29 protein-coding genes are annotated in these 26,138 nt (G+C 68.8%); 11 read left to right on the top strand and 18 right to left on the bottom strand.

Annotated features, from left to right (window positions below; genetic code table 11):
* Positions 1 to 251 precede the first annotated feature (251 nt).
* Together ACESMY_RS07270 and ACESMY_RS07265 are read right to left on the bottom strand one after the other, a co-directional pair.
* Positions 252 to 476, bottom strand: coding sequence for a hypothetical protein (locus ACESMY_RS07270; protein ID WP_372783716.1), 225 nt, complete (start codon positions 474 to 476; stop codon positions 252 to 254).
* 58 nt (positions 477 to 534) lie between these two features.
* A complete protein-coding gene (locus ACESMY_RS07265) occupies positions 535 to 1,431 on the bottom strand; it encodes an alpha/beta hydrolase (protein WP_372783714.1) in 897 nt (298 codons plus the stop codon).
* A 451-nt stretch (positions 1,432 to 1,882) separates the two neighbouring features.
* Here ACESMY_RS07265 and ACESMY_RS07260 point away from each other — a divergent pair, with 451 nt between their 5' ends.
* From ACESMY_RS07260 to ACESMY_RS07250, 3 genes are all read left to right on the top strand, one after another.
* Positions 1,883 to 2,899 (top strand): UbiA family prenyltransferase, encoded by a 1,017-nt coding sequence (locus ACESMY_RS07260; protein ID WP_372783712.1) that lies wholly within the window; start codon positions 1,883 to 1,885, stop codon positions 2,897 to 2,899.
* A 56-nt stretch (positions 2,900 to 2,955) separates the two neighbouring features.
* The gene (locus tag ACESMY_RS07255) at positions 2,956 to 3,900 is read left to right on the top strand and encodes a fatty acid desaturase family protein (RefSeq protein WP_372783710.1); all 945 of its coding nucleotides are present in this window, start codon (positions 2,956 to 2,958) and stop codon (positions 3,898 to 3,900) included.
* 104 nt (positions 3,901 to 4,004) lie between these two features.
* The gene (locus ACESMY_RS07250) at positions 4,005 to 4,580 is read left to right on the top strand and encodes a MotA/TolQ/ExbB proton channel family protein (protein ID WP_372783708.1); all 576 of its coding nucleotides are present in this window, start codon (positions 4,005 to 4,007) and stop codon (positions 4,578 to 4,580) included.
* Between the two features lie 27 nt (positions 4,581 to 4,607).
* On the opposite strand, the gene ACESMY_RS07245 is transcribed toward ACESMY_RS07250, so the two are convergent.
* Complete coding sequence (locus ACESMY_RS07245) at positions 4,608 to 5,831, bottom strand: hypothetical protein (RefSeq protein ID WP_372783706.1); 1,224 nt, start codon at positions 5,829 to 5,831, stop codon at positions 4,608 to 4,610.
* 227 nt (positions 5,832 to 6,058) lie between these two features.
* Here ACESMY_RS07245 and ACESMY_RS07240 point away from each other — a divergent pair, with 227 nt between their 5' ends.
* Complete coding sequence (locus ACESMY_RS07240) at positions 6,059 to 7,588, top strand: M20/M25/M40 family metallo-hydrolase (RefSeq protein ID WP_372783704.1); 1,530 nt, start codon at positions 6,059 to 6,061, stop codon at positions 7,586 to 7,588.
* Between the two features lie 73 nt (positions 7,589 to 7,661).
* Here ACESMY_RS07240 and ACESMY_RS07235 read toward each other — a convergent pair whose 3' ends face one another.
* Together ACESMY_RS07235 and ACESMY_RS07230 are read right to left on the bottom strand one after the other, a co-directional pair.
* On the bottom strand, positions 7,662 to 8,144 hold the full coding sequence (locus tag ACESMY_RS07235) for an SRPBCC family protein (RefSeq protein WP_372783702.1): 483 nt from the start codon (positions 8,142 to 8,144) through the stop codon (positions 7,662 to 7,664).
* Positions 8,137 to 8,487 (bottom strand): ArsR/SmtB family transcription factor, encoded by a 351-nt coding sequence (locus ACESMY_RS07230; RefSeq protein WP_372783700.1) that lies wholly within the window; start codon positions 8,485 to 8,487, stop codon positions 8,137 to 8,139. The genes ACESMY_RS07235 and ACESMY_RS07230 overlap by 8 nt, the downstream gene beginning before the upstream one ends.
* 209 nt (positions 8,488 to 8,696) lie before the next feature.
* On the opposite strand from ACESMY_RS07230, the gene ACESMY_RS07225 reads away from it, so the two are divergent.
* Positions 8,697 to 9,362 (top strand): HAD family hydrolase, encoded by a 666-nt coding sequence (locus ACESMY_RS07225; protein ID WP_372783698.1) that lies wholly within the window; start codon positions 8,697 to 8,699, stop codon positions 9,360 to 9,362.
* 260 nt (positions 9,363 to 9,622) lie between these two features.
* Here the strand turns inward: ACESMY_RS07225 and ACESMY_RS07220 are convergent, their stop codons facing one another.
* From ACESMY_RS07220 to ACESMY_RS07200, 5 genes are all read right to left on the bottom strand, one after another.
* Positions 9,623 to 10,684 (bottom strand): alpha/beta fold hydrolase, encoded by a 1,062-nt coding sequence (locus ACESMY_RS07220; protein WP_372783696.1) that lies wholly within the window; start codon positions 10,682 to 10,684, stop codon positions 9,623 to 9,625.
* A gap of 210 nt (positions 10,685 to 10,894) precedes the next feature.
* On the bottom strand, positions 10,895 to 11,500 hold the full coding sequence (locus ACESMY_RS07215; RefSeq protein ID WP_372783694.1) for a hypothetical protein: 606 nt from the start codon (positions 11,498 to 11,500) through the stop codon (positions 10,895 to 10,897).
* 225 nt (positions 11,501 to 11,725) lie between these two features.
* On the bottom strand, positions 11,726 to 12,091 hold the full coding sequence (locus ACESMY_RS07210; protein ID WP_372783692.1) for an MmcQ/YjbR family DNA-binding protein: 366 nt from the start codon (positions 12,089 to 12,091) through the stop codon (positions 11,726 to 11,728).
* Positions 12,092 to 12,095: 4 nt separating this feature from the next.
* A complete protein-coding gene (locus ACESMY_RS07205) occupies positions 12,096 to 13,157 on the bottom strand; it encodes an NAD-dependent epimerase/dehydratase family protein (RefSeq protein ID WP_372783690.1) in 1,062 nt (353 codons plus the stop codon).
* A gap of 84 nt (positions 13,158 to 13,241) precedes the next feature.
* On the bottom strand, positions 13,242 to 14,897 hold the full coding sequence (locus ACESMY_RS07200) for a S10 family peptidase (RefSeq protein ID WP_372783688.1): 1,656 nt from the start codon (positions 14,895 to 14,897) through the stop codon (positions 13,242 to 13,244).
* A 123-nt stretch (positions 14,898 to 15,020) separates the two neighbouring features.
* On the opposite strand from ACESMY_RS07200, the gene ACESMY_RS07195 reads away from it, so the two are divergent.
* Together ACESMY_RS07195 and ACESMY_RS07190 are read left to right on the top strand one after the other, a co-directional pair.
* On the top strand, positions 15,021 to 17,057 hold the full coding sequence (locus ACESMY_RS07195; RefSeq protein ID WP_372783686.1) for an amidohydrolase family protein: 2,037 nt from the start codon (positions 15,021 to 15,023) through the stop codon (positions 17,055 to 17,057).
* Positions 17,058 to 17,330: 273 nt separating this feature from the next.
* Positions 17,331 to 18,005: a PEPxxWA-CTERM sorting domain-containing protein gene (locus tag ACESMY_RS07190; RefSeq protein WP_372783684.1), complete on the top strand. Its 675-nt coding sequence runs from the start codon at positions 17,331 to 17,333 to the stop codon at positions 18,003 to 18,005.
* Positions 18,006 to 18,009: 4 nt separating this feature from the next.
* On the opposite strand, the gene ACESMY_RS07185 is transcribed toward ACESMY_RS07190, so the two are convergent.
* From ACESMY_RS07185 to ACESMY_RS07170, 4 genes are all read right to left on the bottom strand, one after another.
* Positions 18,010 to 18,438, bottom strand: coding sequence for a cupin domain-containing protein (locus tag ACESMY_RS07185; RefSeq protein ID WP_372783682.1), 429 nt, complete (start codon positions 18,436 to 18,438; stop codon positions 18,010 to 18,012).
* An 11-nt stretch (positions 18,439 to 18,449) separates the two neighbouring features.
* Positions 18,450 to 18,959, bottom strand: a complete 510-nt coding sequence (locus ACESMY_RS07180) for a GFA family protein (protein ID WP_372783681.1) — start codon at positions 18,957 to 18,959, stop codon at positions 18,450 to 18,452.
* A gap of 8 nt (positions 18,960 to 18,967) precedes the next feature.
* Positions 18,968 to 20,179 (bottom strand): amidohydrolase family protein, encoded by a 1,212-nt coding sequence (locus tag ACESMY_RS07175; RefSeq protein ID WP_372783679.1) that lies wholly within the window; start codon positions 20,177 to 20,179, stop codon positions 18,968 to 18,970.
* 96 nt (positions 20,180 to 20,275) lie between these two features.
* Positions 20,276 to 20,746: a hypothetical protein gene (locus ACESMY_RS07170; RefSeq protein WP_372783677.1), complete on the bottom strand. Its 471-nt coding sequence runs from the start codon at positions 20,744 to 20,746 to the stop codon at positions 20,276 to 20,278.
* A 99-nt stretch (positions 20,747 to 20,845) separates the two neighbouring features.
* Between ACESMY_RS07170 and ACESMY_RS07165 the strand changes: the two genes are divergently transcribed.
* Both ACESMY_RS07165 and ACESMY_RS07160 read left to right on the top strand, forming a co-directional pair.
* The gene (locus ACESMY_RS07165) at positions 20,846 to 21,508 is read left to right on the top strand and encodes a methyltransferase (RefSeq protein WP_372783675.1); all 663 of its coding nucleotides are present in this window, start codon (positions 20,846 to 20,848) and stop codon (positions 21,506 to 21,508) included.
* A gap of 5 nt (positions 21,509 to 21,513) precedes the next feature.
* Positions 21,514 to 22,344 carry an EamA family transporter gene (locus ACESMY_RS07160; RefSeq protein ID WP_372784051.1) on the top strand — a complete coding sequence of 277 codons (831 nt, stop codon included), beginning with the start codon at positions 21,514 to 21,516 and terminating at the stop codon, positions 22,342 to 22,344.
* On the opposite strand, the gene ACESMY_RS07155 is transcribed toward ACESMY_RS07160, so the two are convergent.
* The 3 genes from ACESMY_RS07155 to ACESMY_RS07145 all read right to left on the bottom strand — a co-directional run bounded on the left by ACESMY_RS07155 (position 22,341) and on the right by ACESMY_RS07145 (position 24,026).
* A complete protein-coding gene (locus ACESMY_RS07155) occupies positions 22,341 to 22,769 on the bottom strand; it encodes an OsmC family protein (protein ID WP_372783673.1) in 429 nt (142 codons plus the stop codon). The two genes, ACESMY_RS07160 and ACESMY_RS07155, sit on opposite strands and share 4 nt — an antisense overlap.
* 161 nt (positions 22,770 to 22,930) lie before the next feature.
* The gene (locus ACESMY_RS07150) at positions 22,931 to 23,728 is read right to left on the bottom strand and encodes a hypothetical protein (RefSeq protein WP_372783671.1); all 798 of its coding nucleotides are present in this window, start codon (positions 23,726 to 23,728) and stop codon (positions 22,931 to 22,933) included.
* Positions 23,729 to 23,747: 19 nt separating this feature from the next.
* The gene (locus ACESMY_RS07145) at positions 23,748 to 24,026 is read right to left on the bottom strand and encodes a hypothetical protein (protein WP_372783669.1); all 279 of its coding nucleotides are present in this window, start codon (positions 24,024 to 24,026) and stop codon (positions 23,748 to 23,750) included.
* A gap of 343 nt (positions 24,027 to 24,369) precedes the next feature.
* Between ACESMY_RS07145 and ACESMY_RS07140 the strand changes: the two genes are divergently transcribed.
* The gene (locus ACESMY_RS07140) at positions 24,370 to 24,711 is read left to right on the top strand and encodes a VOC family protein (protein ID WP_372783667.1); all 342 of its coding nucleotides are present in this window, start codon (positions 24,370 to 24,372) and stop codon (positions 24,709 to 24,711) included.
* A gap of 75 nt (positions 24,712 to 24,786) precedes the next feature.
* Positions 24,787 to 25,170, top strand: a complete 384-nt coding sequence (locus ACESMY_RS07135) for a hypothetical protein (RefSeq protein ID WP_372783665.1) — start codon at positions 24,787 to 24,789, stop codon at positions 25,168 to 25,170.
* Positions 25,171 to 25,231: 61 nt separating this feature from the next.
* On the opposite strand, the gene ACESMY_RS07130 is transcribed toward ACESMY_RS07135, so the two are convergent.
* Complete coding sequence (locus tag ACESMY_RS07130) at positions 25,232 to 26,122, bottom strand: helix-turn-helix domain-containing protein (protein ID WP_372783663.1); 891 nt, start codon at positions 26,120 to 26,122, stop codon at positions 25,232 to 25,234.
* Between the last annotated feature and the right edge of the window lie 16 nt (positions 26,123 to 26,138).

Below are 26,138 nucleotides of genomic sequence, written 5' to 3'. Positions count from 1 at the left end.
CGGCGGCCCGGCGAACCGTCGAGGAGCAGCGGAAACGATGAACGTCATCTTGGCCCTCCCTTCGGGTTGCTGAGGGTGCGGAAGCTAGGCGCGGTCGTCGGGGTGGTCAAGACGACTGGCCGAACACCGCTTTGCGGCGGGCGAAGTTTTGGCGGACGTGGCTGCGCGGCCACGGTCGGTGTCGGCGCCCGCCATCCAGGCCGCGGGCGCCGACACCTGCCGAAGCTAGATCAGGTCGAGACCAGGTCCAGCTAGCTGCTGATGGCCGCGATGGCCACGGCGGCCGCGAGGGCGAGGAAGAGGATGGCGAGCGGGGCCATCAGGTCGAGCATCCGGTTCATCTTGAAGGTCATGGCTCTGATCTCCTTCCAGGGGTCGACGGAGGTCCGGGGCTGCGCGATGTCCGGGACAAGCGCGCGGGGCGCGACGAGGGCTCTGGGGGCGAGTTGGATCGTGGGGGCGAAATTGAAGCTCATTCAGTCTCCTTCGGCTGCTCTGCGGGAACGTGCAGGGGGTGGGCGGACCGCCCGGCGCTCAGGCGTCGGGCGCGGCGGTCCGGGCATCGGATGGGCGGGCGAACACCGTGCGGATCCCGCGGCTGATGGTGGCGGCCATGACCGAGAAGTGCGTCTCGTCCGGAAAGACGTGATGGGTCATGCGAAGGCTCGGGTAACGCCGTCCCCGCAGCGCCGCCTCCATGGCCGCGAGGTTCGACACGCGCGCCGTGGACGCCCCGCCGTCTTCGTCCTCCTCCAGTCCGCCGACCGATAGGAAGAGATCGGCCGACAGGTCCTTGGCGGTCGCCGCCAGAGCGGCCTCCCGGTCGAACATCACCCGGCCGTCCCAGGCGAGCGCCGGGCTGCCGGCGATGTACCGGTTGAAAGATCCGGGGGCCGTGAAGAGCGTGTTCAGCGCGAAGAGGCCGCCCAACGAAAATCCTAGGGGGGTCTGGTCGCCGGCCTCCACCGCATAGTTCGCGGCGATGAACGGCTTCAGCTCCTCGTTGAAGAACGCCAGGAAGGCCGCGGCGCCGCCGAGCTGGAAGTCCTCGGGAACGCCATAGGGCGGCGGCGAGGCGCGAAGCGCCGCCATCATCCACGGGTCGCTGGTCGGCGAATAGTCCCGGCAGCGCAGGCCGACGTATTCCCAGTTGGGTCCGCCGCCTCGCCGGTACTGATAGCCCACTCCGACGATCAGGAAGGGCGGCAGGGGGTCGCCGCCGGACTGCATCATTCGCGCGGCCTGCGCCGCCATGGCGAACATCACGTTGCCGTCCAGCACATAGACCACCGGCACGGCTTGGCCCGGGGCGAGCGGCGCGGCCGGCATGGCGACGTCGATGAGGAAGGTCTGGTCGACATTGCGAGACGCCAGCGAATAGCGGTTGCAGCGGCTGATCGTCGTCGGTCCAAGGGAAGCAAGGGTCTGCATGGTCACCTCTCGAGGGCTGAAGGGTAGGGCGCAGGCCGACCGACCCGCCGCGCCATCGCGAGGCAGGACCGGCGCGCCGGCTTTGACGGCTCAGATGTGCGGTCTCCCCTCGTGGCAGGGCCTTGCCGGCCGGCGGCGAAGCGACGGGCGGGGACGCAGACGGCTGTGCGCCCGAGGGAGGACCCTCGGGGCGCGCGCGTCCGGCGACGAACGCCGGATCGGACTGAGCTGTCGTGCAGGCCGCGCGACCAACGCGGCACAAAAAATCCCCGCCGGGATCGCTCCCAACGGGGCGTCGTATAGACGCGCAAAAAGGCGCTCGCAACAATTATTTTTGCGCGCACCTTTGGACGAGTTAAAATGTCAGGCCCACTATCGGATGTCAAGGCCCTAAATCGAGGGAGTCCACAATCTGGTGGAGGGACCGCGGCGGGCGCACTAGAGAAGGCGCGTGACCACCGCCCCCCTTCCCGACGCGGCGCCCAGCAACTGGGTCGACCGGTTCGCGCCAGCGGGCTTGCGGCCCTGGCTGAAGCTGGGGCGGTTCGACCGGCCGACCGGGATCTGGCTCTTGATGCTGCCCGCCTGGCAGGGGGTGGCGCTCGCCGACGCCCTGGAGCACCGGCTGCCGAACCTCGGCCTGCTCGGCCAGATGTTCCTCGGCGCGGCGCTGATGCGGGCGGCGGGCTGCGCCTACAACGACATCGTCGACCGCGACATCGACGCCAAGGTGGCCCGCACTGCCCTGCGCCCTATCCCCGCCGGCCAGATCAGCGTGAAACAGGCCTGGGCCTTCGTGATCGCCTGCTGCCTGGCCTCGCTCTACATCCTGATCACCCTGCCCCCGACCGCCGTGGCCCTGGGCGTCGCTTCGCTGGTCCTGGTCGCGGCCTATCCGTTCATGAAGCGGATCACCTGGTGGCCGCAGGCCTGGCTGGGCCTGACCTTCAACTGGGGCGCCCTCCTGGGCTTCTCGGCGGCGATCGGCGCCGGGCCGGGGTTCTGGCGGCAGATCGCGCCCTACGTCGTCTCCTCGGGAGACTGGCGCTTCCTCGGCCAGGCCGCGGCCGACAGCGCCCTGCAGCTCCCGGCGCTGCTGCTCTATGCGTCGGGCGTGTTCTGGACGCTCGGCTACGACACCATCTACGCGATCCAGGACCTGGAGGACGACGCACTGGCCGGGGTGAAGTCCTCCGCGCGGCGGCTGGGCGCCCAGGCGCCGCTGGCGGTCCTGGCCTTCTACCTGGCGAGCCTCGCGCTGCTGATCGCGGTCGGCGCGGCGGCCGGCCTCGCGCCCGCCTTCTATATCCTGCTGATCGGCTACGGCATCCAGCTCTGCTCCCAGGCCCGGCGCGTGCGCACCGACGATCCCGATCGGGCGCTTCGGCTCTTCAGGTCCAACAGCTGGGCCGGCCTGCTGCTCTTCCTGGCCATCGCGACGGGCGCGCGGCTGGCCATCGGGTTCTGAGCCGCTTCCCCACCGTCATCCTGTTTTCGCGAGGGTTTCGGCGCTACAATCGCCCCATGGCCGTCGCCGCCCGCGTTGATCCGAAGAGCTATTTCGCGCCCGAGGACTGGGCGCCGCTCGCACGCCGTTCGCCCTGGATGGGCCTGGCGCTGCTGGCCCACGCCTGGATCGTCATCGGGCTCGCCATGGCCATGGCGGTCCTCTCGCCCTGGTGGCTCCTGCCGCTCACCATCCCGCTGGCCATCGCCATCATCGGGGCGCGGCAGCTGGGCCTGGCGATCCTCATGCATGACGCGGCGCACGCGGCCCTGCATCCGGACCTGAAGGTCAACGACTGGGTCGGCAACCACCTGACCACCGGCGGCCTCTTGGGGTATCGAAGGTACCACCTGACGCATCACAAATACGCCCAGCAGCACGAGGATCCGGACCTGGTTCTGTCCGCCCCGTTCCCGATCACCCGCCTGTCCCTGCGCCGCAAGATCCTCCGCGATCTGACCGGCCAGACCTATTACAAGCTGCGCTGGTCAGGCCTCGTGAAACGGATCGCGAACCGCAAGCCGGGCGAGCCCCTGGCGCCGATCCTCGGCGAAGCCATCGTCGCGCGCCGCCGCTTCCTGATCGGCATGGTCGCCACCGTCGCCGTCACCGCGCCCTTCGGCGTCTGGTGGGTCTGGCCGGTGCTCTGGCTGGTCCCGCAGGCGACCTGGCTGCCGATGGTCACCCGGCTGCGCAACATCGCCGAGCATGCCTGCGTGGCCAAGGACGAGCCCGACCCCCTGCGCCACGCCCGCACCACCAAGGCCAACTGGCTCGAACGGGCGTTCATCGCGCCCTACTACGTCAACTATCACTGCGAGCATCACATGTTCATGCATGTGCCCTGCTACCATCTGCCCCGCGCCCACCGCCTGCTTAAGCAGCACGGCGTCATGGACGGCATGCTGACCGCGCAGGGCTACCTCAGCATGCTGAAGGTCGCGACCTCCAAGCCGGCCTAGGCTCCCGCCGCCCGTTCGGCGCAACGCCGCAGACAGGCCGTTGACTCTCGGTTTTACGCGCGTAATCTACATTCGACTTACAAATGTAATCGGGAGATACGCCCATGCAGATCCTGAAACGCCTCGCGTCCCGTGCGGGCCTCCTCGCCGCCCTGGTCATCGCCACTCCTGTCGTCGCCCAGACGACCGCCGCCGACGTCCGGCTCAGTACGCTTCCCCAGGCGGACCGGCTGACGCTCGGCGGTGTCTTTTCTCACGCCGCGCCCACCATGAAGGTGGTGCTCTGGGGCCTCGTGGCCGCCATCGCCGCCGCGATCGTGGTCTGGATCCTCCAGGCCGCGCGCGTCCGCCAGGGGCGGTCCGACGGGGTCGCCGGCGGCGTCGCCTACCTCTCCGCCCAGGCCGCCGCCGCGCCGCTCGTGGGCCTCTTCGGCCTGAGCTACGCCTTCCTCAGCGGCTTCATCGGCATCAGCAACGTCCGGCCGACGCCGAACCTGACGGTCCTGGCGCCGGGCCTGGCCGAAGCCATGCTGTCGCTGGGCCTCGGCCTGCTGGCCGGCGCCATCGCGGTCATCGGCCACCGGCATCTGCAGTTCCGCCTCAACGCCGTCGGACAGGCCGCGCCCGCCGCCGCGCGCGCCGCTCCGCCGTCATCCCATCCCGCGCGCGCCATCGCTTGACGCGCCGGGCCAGGCCTTCCGGGCGGCTTACCGCTGGCCCGTTCCGGAAGGCCGCCCTTCTTCCCGCCGCGCGGTGATCAGCGCCTCCACCTCGTCCGGGCGCGGATTGAGGAAGTCGAGGCGGGTGCGGCCGTCCGCGGTCCGGCTGACGATGGCCGGCGCCGCTGAGTTGGTCAGCACCCAGCCCTTGGGCAGCACCACCGCATTGGCCGCGCGGCCGAAGGTCCGGTCGAACACCAGCTCGTCGCCCGCCAGCCGGTAGCGGCCGGGGTCGGTGTAGGTCTCGCTCATCCGCAGGCGGATCGACTGGCCGGGCTTCAGCGGCTTGAAGTTGAAGACCACGATCTCGCTCTCCGGCGTCACTGGCCCGAGGTCATGGTCGGTGATCCCGGCCTTGGTGATCTCCGCGCCCTTCATGTGGACGGCGGGGATCGTCTCGCCGGTGTCGAGGTTGCGGGCGCCCGGATTGGTCGCCGTCGAACCGGTGCGGACCACGTTCACATAGCGCCCGACGCCGGCCTTCTCCTCGGTGTAGTCGTGGTAGAGGTCGAAGGCGTGGGTCTCGGGCTGTTGCAGGAAATAGACGATGTCGCGGGTCTGTTTCGCCCGCTCGCCGAGCTTTTCCTGCACGCTCGACGGGCCGGCGCGCAGCGTCCCGGGCGCGGCCCTGAGCTTCAGCGGCGCCTCGCCGGGCGTGACGTTGAAGAAGCTGATGCGGATGCGCCCGTCGGCCTCCTGGGCCACCTGGGAGGGATAGTTGCAGTCGACCAGCACGTAGCCCGGCGGCAGGACCACGGCGTTCTTCTTGATGCCGAGCCCGCGCTCGAAGACGATCTCGCGGCCGTCCACGCGATAGCTCTTGGGGTCCTCATAGGTCTTCTCGATCCGCATCCGGCCCTCGCCGCCGTCGGCCGGCACCGGGTGGGCGAGCTCGACGCGGATGTAGTCGGAACCGGCGTCGGCGTCCGGCAGGCCCGTGGTCTTGGCCGACTCGCCCGACACCTGGGCGAACTTCAGCGGCTGGCCGGTCGCCAGGTCCGTCACCCTTTCGTCCGACGCGACCGAACCCTTGCGGATCGGGTTGAAGAAGGCCACCGCCCCGGGCCGGACCGCGGTGATGTCATAGACGATCCGGAACTTCGCCGACCCCGGCGCCAGCAGCTCGTAACGGGTGTAGCCATTGGCCTCCTGCGCGCCGGGCCGTGGCGGCTGCGCGGCCGCGCCCCATCCCGCCGCCAAAGCCACAGCCACGATCACCGCGCCCCGTCTGCCCGCGCCCAGTCTGCCCGCGCCCAGTCTGCCTATGCCCAGTCTGCCCATGCCCAGTCTGCCCATACTCAGCCCCTCAAAACGTGAAGCGCGACTATGGCGCTCCCCCCTCGCGTGTCATCCCGGAAAACGCGCAGCCCCAAACTCCTCTTGAGCCGTCTCCCGCGTCGCCGTCTATTCCTCGGTCAGTGCATTCCGGGGGAGCCGACATGACCGACAACCATTCCGCATTCGAGACCCACCGCCGCCGCCTGCTGCAAGGCGCGGCGGCCGGCGCGGCGCTGCTGACGCCCTTGAGCGCGCTCGCCGCCGCGGGCGACATGGACGCCATCCGCAAGGCGGTCGCGACCGGCCACGACGCCTCGGTCCAGCGCCTGCGAGAGTGGATCGGCCTGCCCTCCATCGCCGCCGAGAACCGCGACATGGAAAAGGGCTGCGCCTACATGATGGCGCTGGCCAAGGACGCCGGCTTCACCAACGTCCAGCGCGTGCCGACCGACGGCCAGCCCGGCGTCTTCGGGGTGATGGACAACGGCGCCAAGCACACGCTGGGCCTCTACTTCATGTACGACGTGAAGCAATTCGACCCGGCCGAGTGGTCCTCGCCGCCGCTCGAGGGCCGCATCGTCGAGCGCGCCGGCCTCGGCAAGATCATGATCGGCCGCGGGGCCACCAACCAGAAGGGTCCGGAGTCGGCCATGCTGGCCGCGCTGCACGCCATCCGCGCGGCCGGCAAGACGCCGCCGGTGAACCTGGTCCTGGTCTGCGAGGGCGAGGAGGAGATCGGCTCGCCGCACTTCGCCCAGGTGGTCCGCCGCCCCGACGTCCTGGCGGCGCTCAAGAGGTGTTCCGGGGTGATCATCCCGTCGAGCTGGCAGGACTCCTCCGACGGCTCGATCGTCGTCAACCTGGGCGCCAAGGGCATCGTCGAGCTGGAGCTGGTCTCGTCCGGCGAGGCCTGGGGCCGGGGTCCCGCCAAGGACATCCACTCCAGCCTCAAGGCCACCGTCGACAGCCCGACCTGGCGGCTGGTCGAGGCGCTGGCGACCCTGGTCTCGCCGGACGGCAACACCCCGGCCATCGACGGCTGGTTCGAGAAGGTCCGCCCGCTCACCGCCCGCGAGAAGGTGCTGATCGCCCAGTCGGCCGCGAGCCGCTCATCGGAAAACGAGCGCAAGGTCCTGGGGGTCAGGAAATGGGTCGGCGACATGACCTGGCAGGAGACGCTGGAGCGCGGCGCGGCCATGCCCACCGTCAACATCGAGGGCCTGGTCGCCGGCTACACCGGCCCGGGCGGCAAGACCATCCTGCCGGCCAAGGCCACGGCCAAGATCGACCTTAGGCTGGTGCCCAACCAGACCAAGGACGACTGCGTCGCCAAGCTGAAGGCCCACCTCGCCAAGCGCGGCTACGGCGACATCGCGGTCAATGTCACCGGCGGCTACGACCCGACCGAGACCGCCGAGGACAGCCCGCTGATCAAGGCCGAGCTCGCCACCTACCGGAAGGCCGGGGTGAAGACCTCGATCTACCCCAGGCTGGCCGGATCCTGGCCGGGCTTCGTCTTCACCTCCGCGCCCGTCGGCCTGCCGGCCGGCCAGTTCGGCCTGGGCTGCGGGGCCGGCGCCCACGCGCCGGACGAGTTCATGCTGATCGAGAGCGCCAACCCGAAGATCCAGGGCTACGACGGCGCGACCCTCGGCTTCGTCGACTTCCTCTACCAGATCGCGACGGGGTGAAGGCGCTTCGCCATTTCTCTATCTCGCGCCCGCCAAGGCCTGGCGGCTCGGGCTTGAGCCGGCCTCATGAGCGTCACACGCTCAAGCCCAGAGTGGTGAGAAGGTCGTCCAACGCCTCGAACTGCTCGGGCCACGCGCCCGTGCTTCCGGAGGCGATGGCGCCATCGAGCGCTTCCTTCGAGGGATAGAGGTCGTGCACGACGACCAGTGTCTTGCCGTCTTTTTCCTCGAAGGTCACCGTGGTCACGGCCCCGTCCTCTTCTTCCTCATTGGTCCAGACGAGGCGGGAGGGCGGGGTGACTTCGATGTACCGGCCGAAGAAGGCCATCGGCTGTTCCGAGGCGGCGTGACCGAACACGAAACGGTACGAGCCCCCCGTGCGAGCATCGATCTCGCAGGACAGGAAGGATATTCCGAACGACTTCGGCGCCCACCACCGCATGATCAGCTCGGGCTTCGTCCACGCCTCGAACACGATGCGCGCCGGCCCATCGAAGGTCCGCGTCGCGACCAGCTCCCGGTCGGACGTCCGTTCGACCGCTGTGCGGCTATTCATCGACTTTCTCCTTCTGTTTCAAGTCCTCGACAACCTTGTCCAACGCCTCGAAGCGTGCGTCCCAGATCTGCCGGCGCCGCTCGATCCAGGCCGCCTCCGCGTCCAGTCCGCCCAGGCCGAGCCTGCAGGTCCGCACCCGCCCGATCTTCTGCGTCGTGACGAGCCCCGCCTGCTCCAGGACGCCGACGTGCTTCTTCATGCCCGTCAGGGTCATGTGGAACGTCTCGGCAAGGTCGGTGATCGAAGCGTCTCTACGTTCGAGCTGCTCCAGAACGCCGCGTCGGGTGGCGTCCGAGAGCGCGGCGAACGAAGCATCGAGGCGAGCTGTTGCATACTGAACCATATGGTTCAGTATCTAGCGCCCGAACTGGAGACACGCAAGAGGGGCGAGCTCAGCCGCCAGATCATCGGCGACAAGCCGACCTTCCCAACGTCATCCACGGGTGGGTTGCGGACATCCAAGGGCGCTACGATAGCAAGCTGGAATCACTGCCTCTGCGGTCGGCAAGGGTGTTAGCGATGGGCTCACACGCCACGTCAGGAATGCGACAGTTGAAATCTCTGATCATCTTCGACTTCGACGGTGTGGTCGTGGACAGTGAAATGTGGGCAACCCAAGCCCTGGCTGACGCAATGACCCGCGTCGGTTGTCCCACGACTTTTGACGACGCCTTGAACCACTACATGGGACGGCGATGGACCGACACCGTCATCGAGATGGAAGCGCGTCACAACAGGCCCATGCCGCCGGGTTTCATTGATCAAGCCAAGGCGGAGGCTGCAGTCTTGATGGAGGCGAATGTGCAGGCCATCGCGGGCCTGGAAGCCTTTCTCGACAGGTTCGAAGACACGGCCCGCTGCATCGCTTCATCTAGCGATCTTCCCTACATAGGCCGAAGTCTCGAGATGATCGGGCTCGCCCAACGCTTCGAACATCGGTTCAGCGCTCAGGACATGGCCCGCGCCAAGCCTCACCCGGACATCTACTTATTGGCAGCCAGGTCGATGCGGAGAGAGCCCGCCGACTGCATTGTCATCGAAGACAGCATCACGGGTGTCACCGCAGGGATGGCAGCCGGAATGCTGACCATCGGACTATGCGCGGGCGGTCATATCCGCAGCGGCCATGCGGAGAAATTGACAGCCGCCGGTGCTGACCACGTCGTTGCTAGCTACGAGGAGGTCACCCGCATCGTCTCGCCCCTGGTGTCGGCCTGACAGGCTTACCCGCATCTGTGGAAGTTCGTGGCGGACGATCTTGAACTGCTGCCTTTGGGCTCTGTGTGGCTCTGCCCGGTGCAACCCTGGGCCAGCGACAACTTCCCATAAGCGGACCTCGTTTACGTCCGAGATGGGTCGAAAGCGGTCATCGGCCTCGTGGCCGGTAGCGAACCTCGCCGTCCGCGGCGAGCGAAGGTTGCGCCGGGATCGCAGACCGGTTTTCGCGGCCATCTCTCATTCGGTGTCGGCGACCGGGGTCAGAGCTTGTCGACGTCGACGACCGCCTGAGCGAAAGCCCGGGGGGCTTCCTGCGGCAGGTTGTGGCCGATGCCGGGCAGCATGCGGAAGGCATATTTGCCCGCGAACTTCTGGCGATAGAGCGTGTCGTCCGGAAGATGCGGCGCGCCGTTGGCGTCGCCTTCCAGGACGATGGTCGGAACCTTGATCGCCGGTCCCGGCGCCAGGCGCGCTTCCAGCTCGTCGTACTTCGGCTCGCCCTTCACCAGCCCCTGGCGCCAGCGGTAGTTGTGGATGGTGATGTCGACGTGATCGGGGTTTTCAAACGCGGCGGCGGAGCGATCGTAGGTGGCGTCGTCAAAATTCCACTTCGGCGAGGCGAGCCGCCAGATCAGCTTGGCGAAGTCGTGCCGGTTCTTGGCATAGCCGGCCCTTCCCTGCTCGGTGGCGAAATAGAACTCGTACCACCACTGGCGCTCCACCTCCGGCGGCTGCGGCGTCGCGGTGGGGATGCCGACGGTATAGCCGCTCACGGAAATCAGCGCCTTGCACCGCTCCGGCCACAGCACCGCGATGATGTCGGCTGTACGGGTGCCCCAGTCGAAGCCGGCAATGACCGCCTTCTGGATCTTCAGGGCGTCCATCAGGGCGATCGTGTCGAGCGCGAACACCGACGGCTGGCCATTCCGGAAGGTGTCGGCGGAGCGGAAGCGGGTCGTCCCGAACCCGCGCAGATAGGGGACGATCACCCGATAGCCCTGCGCCGCAAGCAGCGGCGCGACATCCACATAGCTGTGGATGTCGTAGGGCCAGCCGTGCAGCAGGATGACGGCGGGGCCGTCGGCAGGCCCGGCTTCGGCGTATCCGACGCTCAGCAGGCCGGCGTCGATCTGCTTGAGCGGGCCGAATGCGTTCTTCGGCCCCGACGCGCTCGTCCGCGCAGCGACAGGCGATGGCTTGCCGGTTTGAGCTGCGGCCGCGCCGGTCACAAGGAACTCGGCGGTGGCGATGGTCATGGCAGCCGCGCCAAAGAAGCGGCGGCGCGGATGGTCGATGTCGTCAGGTATCTGGGGCTTGTCCATCGGCAGGTCTCCGAGGCGCCGCCTGAATGCGGCAAATCCCTTCGCTTCGGACCTGCGCCCTGAGCTGGATCCTGGCGGGCGGAGTGCGCGGCCAGGGCGTCGGGCGGATGGCGCTGTCGGGAGTTCCCGGGATCGACCCCTACGGGGCCACGCTCGCGGGACCTTTGCAAGGTCTCGCGGAGGTTGAGTGAAATTAACGGCGGCGCGGCGTCAGCGTCGGGTCCACGGTCGCGGAGCGGTCGCCGGTTTCCAGCACGGTTCCAGGGTTTCCAGAAGTTGTCGCACGGCGGCGGGGACCCCGGCCGCCAACACCCAGCCCTCATAGGCGCTTGTGGCATAGGTCCCGGACATCCTCACCCGTATCGCAGCGGGATGCATGATGATCTCTCGATCCTTGGTGTCCTGCAGCCCGAAGTGGATGTCTGGCCGCCAATCGGAGACCCGCACGGAATCCATCGCGAAAATGCCCTTGGGGCACGCGTCGACGTCGGCCTCGAGCCACTGGAGCGAAGCCTTGTCGAGCTGGCTTCGCATCTCTGACGCGCTCGTGGCGATCCTGGCCTGCCCTGAGAGTTCCAAGCTTCGGCCGAAGCCCTCGTTGTCCATCAGCCCGGTGCGCAGCAGTCGCGCGGTGTATCCACATCTCCGCTGACCCCGCGTCTCGGTGGGGACACACCGGTAGGCGATCGCCAGGCTGTACATGGGCGCATAGTCGTCCCGGGCGCTTGCCCAGACCGTCAGGAGCAGCTGATCGTCGCCGCCGGGCGTCAGGTCTCCCTTGAAGCTGCGGTTTGGATCGAAGGCCGCATCCAGCACGACCTGTCCCGGCCCCTTAGGCGGACTGGCGAGGGTGGCGCATCCCGATACGACGAGAAGGCCAATGACCGCGCAAAGGCGAAGCTTGCTCATTCGATGACGATGTTCTGGACATCGAATCTTCGCAAGCGGACGTTCCGAACGTTCCCGATGGGCGAAGGCAGTCTTACCGCGCTCGTCCCGGCTCGGCCTGGCGGCCGTCCGGGATGACGGGCTTGCGTGCGCTCAGATCGCCGCCAGCCGCTTCGGCGCGGCCAGGCGCCAGCTGGTCAGCAGCCGTCCCTCCACGTGGCCCCAGTCGGGGTCGCCGGCCAGGCTCATGGCGACCCAGCCGGAGGGCCACAGATAGGCCGGCCGGCTGAACAGCTCCGGGTCGGCCTCGATCAGCATCTCCTGCTCGTCGCGGCCGCTGGTCTTGACGCAGACCGCGGTGGTGTCGTCGCCATGATGGTTGTGCCGGAAGTAGGCGAACATCTTGCCCGCGACCCGGAAGGCCGGGATCCCGTGCGAGATGATCTCGTCGGTCTCCGGCAGCGCCAGGCAGGCCGCCCGCAGCCGCTCCAGAACGGCGTCCGGGTCGGCGCTCAGCATCGCGCTAGACCGCGCCGATCGCGATCAGGCTCCTGGCGCAGTCGAGGATCGTCTCGTCCAGCGGCCGGGGTTTCCAGCCGAGCATTCGCTGGGCCTTTTCCGAGGAATAGTCGTGTTTGTGGCCGAGGCCCGGGGTCACCGAGCCCAGGTCCTTGTCGAAGAGCCCGGCGATGCGGATCACGAAGTCCGGCACCTTCCGCGTCGGGACCTTCGCGGCGTCGGAGCCCAGCCGCTCACGCAACAGGGTCGCCAAGTCCGCCATCCAGGCGAACTGGCCCGCCGCGATGAACCGCTCGCCGGCCGCCTTGTCGTCGGTCATGGCGCGGATGTGCAGGTCGGCGACGTCGCGCACATCGACCACGTTGAAGCCCAGCCGCGGCAGGCCCGGCACCCGGCCGGACAACAGCCGCTCGACCACCTGCACCGACTCCGAGAAGTCGCCGCTGGTCACCGGGCCCAGCACCAGCGCCGGATTGACCGTCGCCATCGTCGTCTTGCCGTCCGAGCGGTTGATCGTGTCCCAGGCGGCTCGTTCGGCCAGCGTCTTCGACTGGGCGTAGGCGCTGACCCCGCGCGCCGCCGGATCGGTCCAGATCGTTTCGTCGCTGACCCAGTCGCCGCGGGGATCGGCCGGCTCGGTGGAGGTCCAGTCGGAGGTCTGCTGGCCCTTGTTGGTCGCCGCCACCGAGGAGGTCAGCACCACGCGCTTCACGCCGGCCTTGATCGCCGCGCCCACCGCGCGCTTGGCCCCCTCGCGGGCCGGGACGATCAGCTCGTTGGGGTCCTTCGGATCGGCGACGCCCAGCGGCGAGGCCACGTGCAGGAGATAGTCGCAACCCTCGACCGCGGCGTCCCAGCCATCGTCGGCCGTGAGGTTCGCGGCGTAGAAGCTCAGACGGTTTCCGGGGTCGACGATCTTGCCGAGCGCGGCGCGGACGGCGGGCTCCTTGGCGAGGTCGCGGACCGTGGTGCGCACCACATAGCCGCGCTGGATGAGGCCCGCCACGCACCATCCGCCGATGTAGCCGGACCCGCCGGTCACCAGCACCGTTTCGCCGCCGCTCATGTCCCGTCCCTTATGTTTACAGTGCTAAGATACCGAGGTCACAGCTCTTGGCAAACGAAGTTCTCGGCGCCGCGCTCCCTCTGATCAGTGCCGGCTGTTGCGCGTGATGAAGCCCGCCACGTCGTCGTGCAGGGCGCGCGCCGAGGCCTCCTGGGCGTACACCATGTGGCCGGACGGATAGTAGTGGTACTCGATGTTGGCCTGCAGGGCGTCGGGGATCTGCAGGTGGTGCATCTCGTACCAGCCCTGGAAGTAGGGCGTCGCCAGGTCGTAGTAGCCGCCGAGCAGCTGCACCTTCAGGCCGGGGTTGTACTTCATCGCCGAGGCGAGGTCGGGCATCACATTCAGCATCGCTCGCGGCGTGAAGCGCGAGCCGGGCGGCTGGTGGGCGTTGTCCCACGACCGGAACAGCGGCACCGACGGCTTGAAGGTCTTGCCCGCGCCGTAGCCCAGCGTGCGCCGCGCATAGTCGTTGAAGGCGGTGACATAGGCCGACGACAGGGCCGCGGCCTGCGGGTCGTAGTCGGCGTCCTTGGCCAACGGGTCCATGTCCGGGCCGAAGAAGCGGGTGTCGATGCGCCCGGTGGTCATGCCGCGGGCCGACTGCAGGGTCTTTTCGAACATGCCGCCGGTGACCCGCAGGTTGGCCTTCAGCACATAGTCGACCGGCAGGCCGGTATAGGTGGCGTATTGCTCGGCGACCGCGCGCTTCTTGGCCGGATCGAGCTCCGAGCCGGCGGTCAGGGCCAGCGCATAGTCGGTCATCGCCCAGTGCTCGACCTGCTTCAGGTAGGTGGTCACATCGGCCGGCGCGTTGGGCACCAGCTTGTAGTGCCAGGCGGTCGCCGCATAGGTCGGCAGCGCGGTGATGTAGGCGGTGTCGCTGCCGGGGTTGGCGTCGACGCCATCGACGCTGAGCGCGAAGTTGAGGATCTGCGAGAGCAGCATTACGCCGTTGAAGTCGACGCTGTCGCCGGTCGTCAGGTTGTTGATCAGCACCGCCGAGCGCGGCGTGCCGTAGCTCTCGCCGAACAGGTACTTCGGCGAGTTCCAGCGGCCGTGCTGCGACAGGAACGCCAGGATGAACTGCTCGAAGGCGTAGGCGTCCTGGTCGACGCCCCAGAAGGCCTTTTCCTTGTCCTTGCCGGCGATGCGGCTGAAGCCGACGCCGGGCGCGTCGATGAACACCAGGTCGCTGGCGTCGAGGATCGAGTTCTCGTTGTTGACCACGGCGTAGGGCGCGGGCGGCGTGTGGCCGCCGTTGTCCGCCGTCACCACCTTGCGCGGTCCGAAGGCTCCCATGTGAAGCCACATGGTCGAGGAGCCGGGGCCGCCGTTGTAGACGAAGGTGATCGGCCGGTCGGCCGAGGGCGCGCCCTTCTTGAAGTAGGCGACGTAGAACATCGAGGCCTCGGCCTGCGGGCCGGCCTCCCGGTCGCCCAGGTCCTTGCCGTCCGGCCCGCTGCGCTCGCGCCGCGCGGCGTCGTCCCAGCCCTTGGGGTGCACGATGATCGTGGCGGCGACGGCGTGGTAGTCGATCTTCTGCCCACGGATGGTCACCGAGCCCTCGCTGTCGGCGCGCTCCGGCTGGAACAGCACGCCGGCGTTCGGCTCGGCGGTCGTCGAGGCCATGGGCTTCTTGTCGGCGTTCATCGCCTTGGCCGGCGAGGCCTCCTGCGCCATCGCCAGGCCGGCGACCAGAGACGCGGCCGCGCCCGCCAACAAGACTTTCCTCAACATAGGCAGATCCCCCGGAAAAATGTGCGCGCAAGCTAGGCTGCGGGGGCAGGCTTTGACAACAGCGCCTAAGAGAACACGGGTACGAGCTTTACCGTGAAATCCGCCGATGCTCTAAACCCAGGCATGCGCAAAATCATCGCCCTCGCCTCGGCCGCCATCCTGCTCGCCCTTCCCGCCGCAGCCGCCGCCGAAACCGCCAGCTTCACCGCCGTCTTCGGCGGCAAGAACGTCGGCCACCTGATCGCCGAGACCAGGGGCGACACCACCACCATCGACTACGACATCAAGAACAACGGCCGCGGCCCCACCGACGCCGAGGTGATCAAGTCGAACGCCGAGGGCCTGCCGGTCGCCTGGACGATCAAGGGCGCCACCACCTTCGGCTCCAAGGTCAGCGAGACCTTCCACCAGGCCGGCGGCCGAGCCGAGTGGAGCGACTCCACCGGCAAGGGCCGGGCGAGCGTTCCGCGGCCCGGCCTCTATGTGGCGCAGGCCGGCAGTCCCTGGGGCGATGGCATCATCGCCAAGGCCCTCCTCAAGGCGCCTAACATGACCCTGCCCGCCCTGCCCGGCGGCACGCTGCAGCTGGAGAAGGGCGAGAGCCTGACGGTCGCCGGGGCCGGCGGCCCGGTGAAGGTCACCCGTTACGATCTTCTGGGCATCGACGTGATACCCACGACCATCCTGCTTGACGAGAAGGGGGACCTGTTCGCCGAGCTCGACGCCTCTTCGATCCTCGTGCGCAAGGGCTACGAGGGCGAGGAGGTTCGCCTGCGCAAGCTGGCCGCCGGCTGGTCCACCGCGCGCCTCGTCGACATGGAAAAGCAGGTGGCGCATCGCTACGCCGGCCCCGTGCGGATCAAGAACGTCCGCCTGTTCGACCCCAAGACATCGGCTCTGACCCAGCCGGTCTCTGTCCTCATTCGCGGCAAAGAGATCGCCGCCGTCGAGCCCCTCGACAGCCCAGCCACGCCGGGCGAGGTCACCATCGACGGCGCCGGCGGGACACTGGTCGCGGGCATGTACGAGATGCACGCTCACATCCAGCAGGACATCGCGCTGCTCAACCTGATGGCCGGCATCACCACCGTGCGCGACATGGGCAACGACAACGCCGTGCTCGACGCCCTCGTGCGCCGCATGGACGACGGCGAGATCGGCGGGCCGCACGTGATCCGCTCCGGCTTCATCGAGGGCAAGAGCCCCTATTCCGCCAACAACGGCATCCTGGTCGACAGCCAGGCCCAGGCCATCGACGCGGTGCGCTGGTACGGCGCGCGCGGCTACTGGCAGATCAAGATCTACAACTCCATGAACCCGGCCTGGGTGCCGGCCATGGTCAAGGAGGCGCATGGCCTGGGCATGCGGGTCGCGGGCCACGTACCGGCCTTCTCCACCGCCGACGACATGATCGTCGCCGGCTACGACGAGATGACCCACATCAACCAGTTCATGCTGGGCTGGGTGATGAAGCCGGGCGAGGACACCCGCACCCTCTTCCGCCTGACCGCGCTGAAGCGCCTGCCGGCGCTGGACCTGCAAAGCGCGCCCGTGCAGCACACCCTCCAGATGATGGTCGACGGCCACAAGGCGATCGACCCGACGCTGGGCATCCACGAACAGCTGACCCAGAACCGCGACGGCCAGGTCCCGCCCGGAGCCGTCGACTACCTCGACCACATGCCGATCGGCTATCGCCGCGGCGCCATGAAGGCCTGGGTCGACACCTCCGCCCCCGGCGACGATGCGGCCTACCGCGCCGCCTTCGAGCAGATCCTGCGCACCACCAAGATGCTGCACGACCGCGGCGTCTTCATCGTCTTCGGCACCGACACCGGCGGGTCCTTCACCTACCACCGCGAGCTCGAACTCTATCAGCGCGCCGGCTTCACGGCCCCCGAGATCCTGAAGCGCGCGACCTACGATTCCGCCCGCTACACCGGCCAGGACCAGCGCATGGGCTCCATCGAGAAGGGCAAGCTCGCCGACTTCTTCCTGGTCCCGGGCGACCCCACCAAGGACCTGAAGGCGATCAAGACCATCGCCATGGTGGTCAAGGACGGGGCGATCTACTTCCCGAGCGAGGTCTATCCCCACTTCGGCATCCAGCCGTTCACCGCCGCCCCGAAGGTCGAGACCCCGGCGCCGGCCAGGCCCTAGGCCGCTCGCGACCGGGGAACCTTTGAGTTCCAACCGGCGTTAACGTTCTCGTTAACCATCTTTGTTAACCAACTAATCGAGCCACACTGGCCTAAAAATCGACCATCCCTGCACTCAGAGACGCAACCAACATCGCGACTTGTTGTTGTCGCCCCGTCGGGACGATTGCCGAGGGAATTCCCACCTGGGTGGAATTACTTTGTCGTCCAACTCCCGATAGGTCATAACGTCTTCAGAGACGTCCCACGGTTGTAGCTTAAGTCAGGGTTTATTATGAAGCGTTGGCTCGTTGGGCTGTCGACTGCGGCGCTCGCCGCAGTGGCCGGAGGCTCCGCCTCGGCGGCGACCTTCATCACCTTCTCCAGCTATCAGACCGCGCTGAACGCCGGCGAGAGCCTGGTGACCAACTTCGACAGCGGCGCGGTCGCCCCGGGCTTCAGCGCGGGCGGCAACGCCACCCTGATGACCGGTTCGAGCAACCTGGGCGCGGCCCCGGCCACCTCGGCGACGACCCGCGACCTGACGCAGTACCTCGCGGTCCAGGCCGGCCAGGACTTCACCCTCACCGGCGGGCCGCTCAGCGAGATCAGCTTCTACGTGGGCTCGCTCGACACCTACAACACCATCACCTTCACCGGCCCCGGCGGCTTCACCCAGTCCTTCACCGGCGCCGACCTGAACGCGGCGACCGCGGCGTCGGACGGGTCCAACGGCGACCAGTCGGCCGCCTCCACCAACGGCCGCTATACCTTCACCTTCGACCAGGCGGTCACCGGCGTGCGGCTGGACTCCAGCTCGCCGAGCTTCGAGGTGAGCGACATCGGGGCCATCGCCTTCGCCAGCGCCGGCGGCGTGCCGGAACCGGCGGCCTGGTCGCTGATGATCCTGGGCTTCGGCGGGGTCGGCACGAGCCTGCGCCAGAAGCGCAGCCGGACGGCCACCGCCTAAAGGCCTATTGCGGCCCCTCTCCGACGATCTCCAACGTCACCGGCTCGTCCTTCGCGCCGTCGTAGTGCCATTGCCTGGCGAAGTGGGTCACCACCGAGCCCGCCGGGATCGGCGTCGTGGTCTCCGGCGCGAAGGTCTTGCCGGTCCCCACCCACCAGGTCCCGCTGATCACGGTGACGCGCCGCTCGTTGGGATGGGTGTGCGGCCGGCTCATCTGGTGCGGCGGCCACTTCACCAGGATCGCATAGGGCCCGGGCTTCCCCGGATCGCCCCACAGCACATAGGAGAGCGGCCCGGCCTTCGGGTCGCCCTGCCAGGCGATCTGGTCGGGCAGCCTGTAGGCCAGCACCGCCGGGTCCGGCGTCTCGGCTCGCGCCGACCCGGCCAGCACGGCGGCGGCCAGGAGCCCCATCGACACGATCTTCCCGTTCACGGCAGTCCCCCTCAAAACATCGGATCGAGCAGACTGGCCTTCTTCTTCCGCGGCCGCTCGCGCATCACCCCCGGATAGCCCTTCAGCGGCGCCAGCGGCTCACCTTGCCAGGTCCAGTCGGCCAGCTCGGCGAGGTTCATGTGATAGCGCGGTTCGCGGCCGGTGCGCGTGGCGAAGGCGGCGCGCGGGATGTTGATCATCTTCGGCGAGCGGGCGCGCTCGTAGAGCATCGGCGTGCCGCACCGGGCGCAGAAGCTGCGGGCGGTCCCGGCCTCGGCGTCCTCGAACCGGCTCAGGTTCTCGCCGCCCTCCAGGATCCGGAACCGGCTCTTCCAGCTCCCGACGTAGGTCGCGTAGGCGCAGCCCTGGGCGTGGCGGCTCCGCTCGGAATGGTCGTGCCAGGCCCAGACCGCCGGCACATCGATCTCGATCCGCACGGCGCCGCAGACGCAGGCGCCCTCAGCCTGCACGGCCGACGCCTTGCCGGTCGTGGGAGCCCTGGGGCCCGCCTCGTTCTTCATCTCAAACCCTAGTGCTGTTCCGCCATCGCCCGCGCCGGTTCCGACACCCGGGCGCCCGGGAAGATGCGCAGGAAGTTCTCAGCGTAGAAGGCCTCGCGCACCGCCTCGCTGCGCTCGCCCAGGAAGCCCTCGAACTTCTTGATCGGATCGCGCCCGCCCTCGACGTGCGGATAGTCGCTGGAGAACAGGTAGAGGTCGGCGCCGGAGTGGTCGATCAGCTGGCCGACGTCCTCGAAGACGAAGGGCGTGAAGGCCATCTGTTCACGGAGCATGTCCGAGGGCTTGCGGCTGAACGGCGACTGGCCCTTGTCGGCGCGGATCCAGTTCTTGGCCACCCAGTCGAGGCGGGTGAGCAGCGACGGGACCCAGCCCGCGCCCAGCTCGACGCTCGCGCCGCGCAACCCCGGGAAGCGCTCGAACACCCCGTCGATCAGCATCATCGAGATGAAGGTCTCCGGTCCCTGGTGCAGGATGGCGATATCCTTTGAGCGCAGGTTCTCGCCGCCGCCCATCCAGTCCTTCACCAGCCCCTTGCCGTTGTTCATCCAGGCCCGCGCCTGCTGCAGCGGCGCGCCGCCCACGTGCAGCAGGAACGGCGTCCCGCTCTGCGCCAGCCGCGCCCAGAACGGATCGAAGTCGGTGTGCCCGGGCGAGCGCTCGAACGGCGGCCGATGCGGAACCCAGACCGCCTTCAGTCCGGAGGCGATGGCCGCGTCCAGCTCGGCGATGGCAAGCTCAGGCTCGTCGAGCGGGATGATCGCCACGCCCAGCAGGCGCGGGTCCGCGCCGCAGAAGTCGGCCATGTGGCGGTTGTGGGCCCGCGTCGCGCCATAGCGCAGCTCAGGCGTGATCTTCGAGGACGGCGAGAACGGCATGGCCACGCTGTGGGTGGCGAACACCAGCTGCTTCTTGAACCCCAGGAGGTCGAGCGCCTTGCTGCGATCGTCACGGTCGAAGGCGCCCAGGGCCTGGATCTCCTTGGAGCTCTCGATCAGCCGGTCGCCGAGCGCGATCTGGGCGGCGATGTGTTCGGCGCTGTGCCGGCTCCCCTGCCCGACGATCACCGCCACCTCCTCGTCGGTGACCAGCGAGGCCGCGTAGCTCACCTCCGGGATCTCATCCCGCAGCTTCGGGTCGGCGTACTTCTTCAGGAAGTCCGGCAGCTCCATGATGTGGCTGTCGGCGTCGTAGAACGCCCGGTGCGACGGCGCATAGGCCATGGCTGATCCTCCGCGGGCCCTCTGGGTCGGCCCTGCGGATCGACTATTGGGCCGCGCCCGCGGCTTGTCACCCTCCGTGCGGCAAGCCGGCGCCGGCTAGCGGTTGGACGCCAGGCTCATCGGGGCCCGTCGCAGGGCGCCCAGCGTCGCGCAGCTGTAGTTGGTCGCGAAGCTGTTCGCCGAGGCGGCTTCCGGCCTGACCGCGACCGCGTCCCCCGCCCCGGGGCCGGCGCTGGCCACATAGCCCTCGGGGCCGGAGCGGGTGAAATGGCGGCAGCTGGTCTTGCCGCCGTCCTCGGTCACGCAGATCTGGGAGGCCTTGACCGTATAGGTCCCGACCGCCCAGCCCTGGCCGGCGTTCAGCTTCCAGCCGCCGTCCAGGCAGAAGAGCTCCATCGCCGGCTCCGCGGCGGTCCCCCCAGGGGCGCCGGCGAAGGCCAGCCAGCGGCCCTGCACATAGGATTTGAGTTCGGCGTCCGACCGCGCCGTGTCGCCGGCCAGGGTCTGACAGCCCTGGAAGCCCAGGAAGGCGGCGGCGCAGAGCAGCAGCTGGAGGAACTTGGGCATGGCGGACTCGTCGAATTGACGCCGCCACCATGCGCGCCCGACCGTTACGAAATCGGTGACGGGCTTGACCTCGCGACACTCCGCCGCAACGAAGCCCCGATGATCCCCGCCACCCTGGACGGCCGCCGCGATTTCATCGTCGCCAACACCCGGCTGCAGCGCCCGCCGCACACGCCGGAGATCCAGCTCCACCTGGCCGACGAGATCACGCCGATCTGGACGCTGACCGAGGAGGCGCTGGCCGAGATCGGCCTGCCGCCGCCGTTCTGGGCCTTCGCCTGGGCGGGCGGCCAGGCGCTGGCGCGGTACCTCATCGACACGCCGCGGACCGTCGCCGGCAAGCGGGTGATCGACTTCGCCTCGGGCTCGGGCCTGGTCGGCATCGCCGCGAAGCTCGCGGGCGCCGCCGACGTGCTCTGCGCCGACATCGACGCCTATTGCGAGGCCGCCGTCGCCCTGAACGCCGAGGCCAACGCGGTCGCCTGCGGCTTCACGGGCGCCGACCTGCTCGACGCGCCGGCGCCCGCCTGGGCCGAGGTCATCCTGGCCGGCGACATCTGCTACGAGAAGCCCTTGGCCGAGCGGGTGCTGGCCTGGCTCGCCGCCGCCCGCGCGGCCGGCGCGACCGTGCTGATCGGCGACCCGGGCCGCAGCTACTTCCCGCGTTCGGGCCTGACGCGACTCGCGGAATACCAGGTCCCGACGACGCGGGAGCTGGAGGACATGGCGGTCAAGCGAACCTCGGTCTGGGCCCTGCCTTGACTTCGGTGCCGCCGCTGGTCCTGGTTCTGGTGCTGGGCTCGGCGGTGATGCACGCCACCTGGAACGCCATGCTGCGCTCCGGCCAGGACCGGCTCTGGTCGATCAGCCTGATGTGCCTGGTGGCGGCGGCCGTCTCCGCGCCGTTCCTCTTCATCCTGCCGGCCCCGGCCCCGGCGAGCTGGCCCTACGCGGTGGGCTCGGCGGGCCTGCAGATCGGCTATTGCCTCTTCCTGATCCGCGCCTACCGCGACGGCCAGCTGGGCCAGGTCTATCCGATCGCCCGCGGCTCGGCGCCCATGCTGGTGGCGCTGGGCGCGGCGGTCTTCGCCGGCGAGCAGCTCTCGCCCCAGGCGCTCTCCGGCCTGGCGCTGGTCTGCGTCGGCATCATGGGCCTGAGCCTCGGCCGCGACCGCGCCGACATCCGCTCGATCGCGGCCGCCGTGGTCACCGGGGTCTTCATCGCCGGCTACATGGTCACCGATGGCGTGGGCGTCAGGCTCTCCGGGCGGCCGACCTCCTACGTGGTCTGGATGACCTTCATCCAGGGCGCGCCCATGCCGCTCGTCTACCTTGCCATCCGCCGCTGCTTCCCGCCGATCCGCGCCGACCGCGAGACCTTCAAGGCGCTGGGCGGCGGACTGATCGGCCTGGTCTCCTACGGCGTCGTCGTCTGGGCCATGTCGGCCACCGACATGGCCAAGGTCTCGGGCCTGCGGGAGACCTCGATCCTGTTCGCCGCGATCCTCGGCGCGATCTTCCTGAAGGAGCGCTTCACGATCCGCCGCGCGGTCTGCGCCATCGTCATCTCCGGCGGCGCGATCCTGCTGGCGGGCTAGGCCTCGAGTTCTGCATCCAGCGTGATCTCGGCGTTCAGCACCTTGGAGATCGGGCAGTTCTGCTCGGCGGCCTTGGCCAGTTCCTGGAACTTCGCCGCATCGATCCCGGGAATCCTGGCCCGCAGCGTCAGCGCCGAGCGGCTGATCCTGAACCCGCCGCCGTCCGCCGGGTCGAGCGAGACCGCGGCCTCGGTCTTCAGCTCCTCGGCGGTGAAGCCCGCCTGCTGCAGGCCGAACGCCACCGCCATGGTGAAACAGCCGGCGTGGGCCGCGGCCAGCAGCTCCTCGGGATTGGTCCCCGGCTGGTCCTCGAAGCGGGTCTTGTAGCTGTAGGGCGTCTGGGCCAGCACGCCGGAGGCCGAGCTCAGATCGCCCGCCCCGTCGCGGCCCGTGCCGCGCCACACTGCGTTCGCCTTGCGGATCATCTCGCTGTCTCCCGGGTTTGCCAGACCCCTAACTGGGGACGCGCGTCGCCTGCCGCCAGGGCCGGCAAAACCTCGGGCGGAGTTGGCGTTTCGTTCGCCAAAAGTTCGTTCGCGTGTCCGGTGAATCCAGCGTTACGCGAACAACGTCGACGCCTGTCTGCCTAGGCCTCTTCCTCGCCCCACTCGCGGATCCGGTAGAGGGCGTGGACCTCCGCGGCGGCGCCCTCGTAGTCCAGCGCCCAGTCCAGGCTGCGGGCACGCAGCCGCGCCAGGGTCTCCTCGTCGGGGCGGTACTCGGCCCGCGTGCGGCGGTGGCCGCGCCAGGCGAAGTTGGCCGGGCAGCCGGCGGCGATGCCGGCCAGCGTCAGGGCCCGGCGCGCGTGGCCCGCCCGGTCGCGGCCGCGCCCGACCAGGGCCTCCACCGCCTCGGTGTGCAGCGCCCAGGCGAACCACATCAGGTCGCCGTCGAGCGTGTGGCGCCCGGCGGTGCGCTTGCGCCAGTCGTCCTCGGCGATCCGCGCTTCCCGCTCGGTGGCCGCCGGCAGCACGTCGAGGGCGAAGCGGAAGGTGGCTTCCAGATAGTCCTCCCGCACCGCCGGTTCGGCCGCGTCGCCGAAATGCTTGGCGAAGAGGCCGCCCACCAGGGCGTCGACCTCCATCACCGCGTCGGCCACCTCGCGCTTGCGGACTTCGGCGCGGAAGTCCTCCGCCGGCGCCGCCTTCAGCGCCCAGCGGCTCCAGGCGGTCCACGGCGGCGGGTAGCCGGTGCGCGGCAGGAAGGCGCCGAGCAGGCCGGTCTCGCCCTCGCCGTCGCCGAAGTAGAACCGGCCCTTGGTCTCCGGGTGATAGACGTCCCAGTACTCCGTCCAGGCGTCCAGCTCGTGGAACCAGGCCACGTAGCGCAGGTCCTGCGGCGAGGCCGGGGCGGCGGGAAACGGCGCGCTGGGCGCCGTCCCCACTCCAGGCCCTGCCTCAGCCTCAGTGGGCGACGTTGACAATGACCACCGAAGCCTCGCCGCCGAGCTGCTTGCCGAGATGGGCGGTCAGCGCCTTCTCGACGCTGACGCTCAGCTCCTTGCTGACGCTGTCGGCGAGCCCGGGGGTCTTCAGCCGGGCGGCCTCGCCCAGGATGCTCAACGAGCGGGAGACGTCGGCGAGCTGGTTGATCTCCCAGCCCCCGTGGTGGACCCAGCGTCCGTTCTCGAACGACCAGTAGCCGGCGTCGCTGCCGAACCCACCGAGGACAATCATCTTCATGGCGGTCTCCATCGTGTTGGTCCCGAGCGCGACGGCGGCGAATACGAAGATCCCCCCGCGCTCCGCTCGGGCGTTGAACCATCGGATGGGATGCCTGTGTGCCCCCGTCCGCGACGAACAAAACAACGCACACTGAAACGGCCGCCGGACCGGCCTTGGGAAGCCGGGGCGACGGGTTCAGCCTTGCATGCCGACACCCGTTTAACGAGCGTCAATCGGACGGAATTCACGGAAAAGTGGTCTTAGCCTCAGCCCGCTCCCGAGAGGCGTGTCCAGATGTTCTTTATTTGTTCTTGCTGGGTATGATGTCAGGCGCTAGTCTTTCCGCGACTGGAGGACGGCCATGCGCGAAGACGGCAAGATCGACTATGTGGAGTTCCCGGCGGGCGATCTGCCGGCCACCAAGAGCTTCTATGCCCAGGCCTTCGGCTGGAGCTTCACCGACTACGGCCCGGAGTACGCGTCCATGGCCGAGGGCCTCGACGGCGGCTTCTACGCCGACGCCGCCGAGCAGGTGAAGAAGCCCCTGGTCATCCTCTTCGCCCACGACCTGGAGGCCATGGAAGCCAAGGTCCGCGCCGCCGGCGGAACCATCACGCGCCCGATCTTCAGCTTCCCCGGCGGCCGCCGCTTCCACTTCACCGACCCCAGCGGCAACGAACTCGGCGTGTTCAGCGAAGGATAGAGGGTGGAAACCAGACCTTCGCAGACCTAGGATTCAGGCGGGCTGAAGCGCACGAGGATCTCGATGAACCGGCATATGGCGACCGCGCTTGTCGGGCTCGTGATGCTGGCGGGCGCGGCCGGGGCCGAGCCGCGGAATTTTTCGGCCCATGACCTCCGCACCTCGGCTCCAATCGACTGGATGCGTCTCCCATCGGGCGAGGACCTGTTGCGCTACTATCCGGCCGGCGCGCTGCAACAGCGCATCGAAGGCCGCGCGACGATCTCCTGCGCCGTGGATCTGCGGGGACGGTTCCACGATTGCCGGCAGATCGGCGAGGACCCGCAAGGCCTCGGCTTCGGCGACGCTGCGGTGAAAATGGCCCCGCTCTACAAGCTGGCCGTCAGGCGCTCGGCTGAAGGCGAGATCGCTCCCGCGACGCCTGTCACCTTCGAGGTGCGCTTCCCGCCGCCTCGATGAACGCATCGCGGCCACGGCCGTGGAAACTGGCGGATGGCCCGCGCCGACCCCAACGGCCAGCCTAGGCCGTCTTCGGATCCGCGGCGGGTACGGCGGCGTGCAGGCCGTGGAGCGGATCGCCCAGCAGCGCCGCCCGCGCCCGGCCTGCGGCGCGCATGAACGAGAAATCGCGCGCGAAATAGGCCCGCGGCGCCATGCCCATGAAGTAGCGGAAGTCGCGGATGAACTGGGACTGATCCACATAGCCCGGATCGATCATCCGGCCCCAGAGTCCGGGCGGATGTTCCCGGATGGCCGCGAAGCTGCGCAGGAAGCGCTGGCGGCGCAGCAGGGCCTTTGGCCCCATGCCGAAATAGGTCAGGGCCAGGCGCTCGAGCTGGCGGGGCGAGCGTCCCAGGCGGCGGGCCCACTCGGCCACGGACCGCACCTCCGGATCGAGCATCGCCTCATGCGCGGCCACCAGGAGCGCCTCGGCCGCCTTGCGGCCCGCCATGCGCGCGAGGAACCAGGCGTCGAGGGCCGCGACCATCGCGGCGTCATCGGTTGTGGTCAGCACCTCGCCCAGCAGTTCGTCCGCCGCCGCGCCGATGAAGTTCGACAGGGGAATGATGTCGTTGACGTAGTCGCAGGCCGGCAAGGCGGTGAACACCGCCCAGCCCGCCGGCAGGAACCCCGCCCCCACCATCCGTCCGGGCGGGCATCGCACCCTGGCCGTGCGGCTGATCACCCCGCTCATCAGCGCGGTGGGGGAGGAATGGGTGACGACGCGGCCGTCGCCGAAGGTCTGCGTCCACTCGCCGTCGAGCAGCAGACGGATATTGGCCCACTCGGGGAACAGCAGCTCCTCGGCCAGCCCGTCGCCGCCGACCTCAAGCACATAGTAGGTGGTGATCGTCGCGCGCAGCGCCGGCGCGGGCAGGAAATACCGAAACGAGACGTCGGCCTCTCGCATCACGCGCACACCAACC

The sequence above is a fragment of the Phenylobacterium sp. genome (genome assembly GCF_041691455.1).
Lineage (GTDB): Bacteria > Pseudomonadota > Alphaproteobacteria > Caulobacterales > Caulobacteraceae > Phenylobacterium.
Note: the sequence above shows the minus strand (reverse complement) of the source record. Positions and strands in the feature narration are given on the sequence as shown.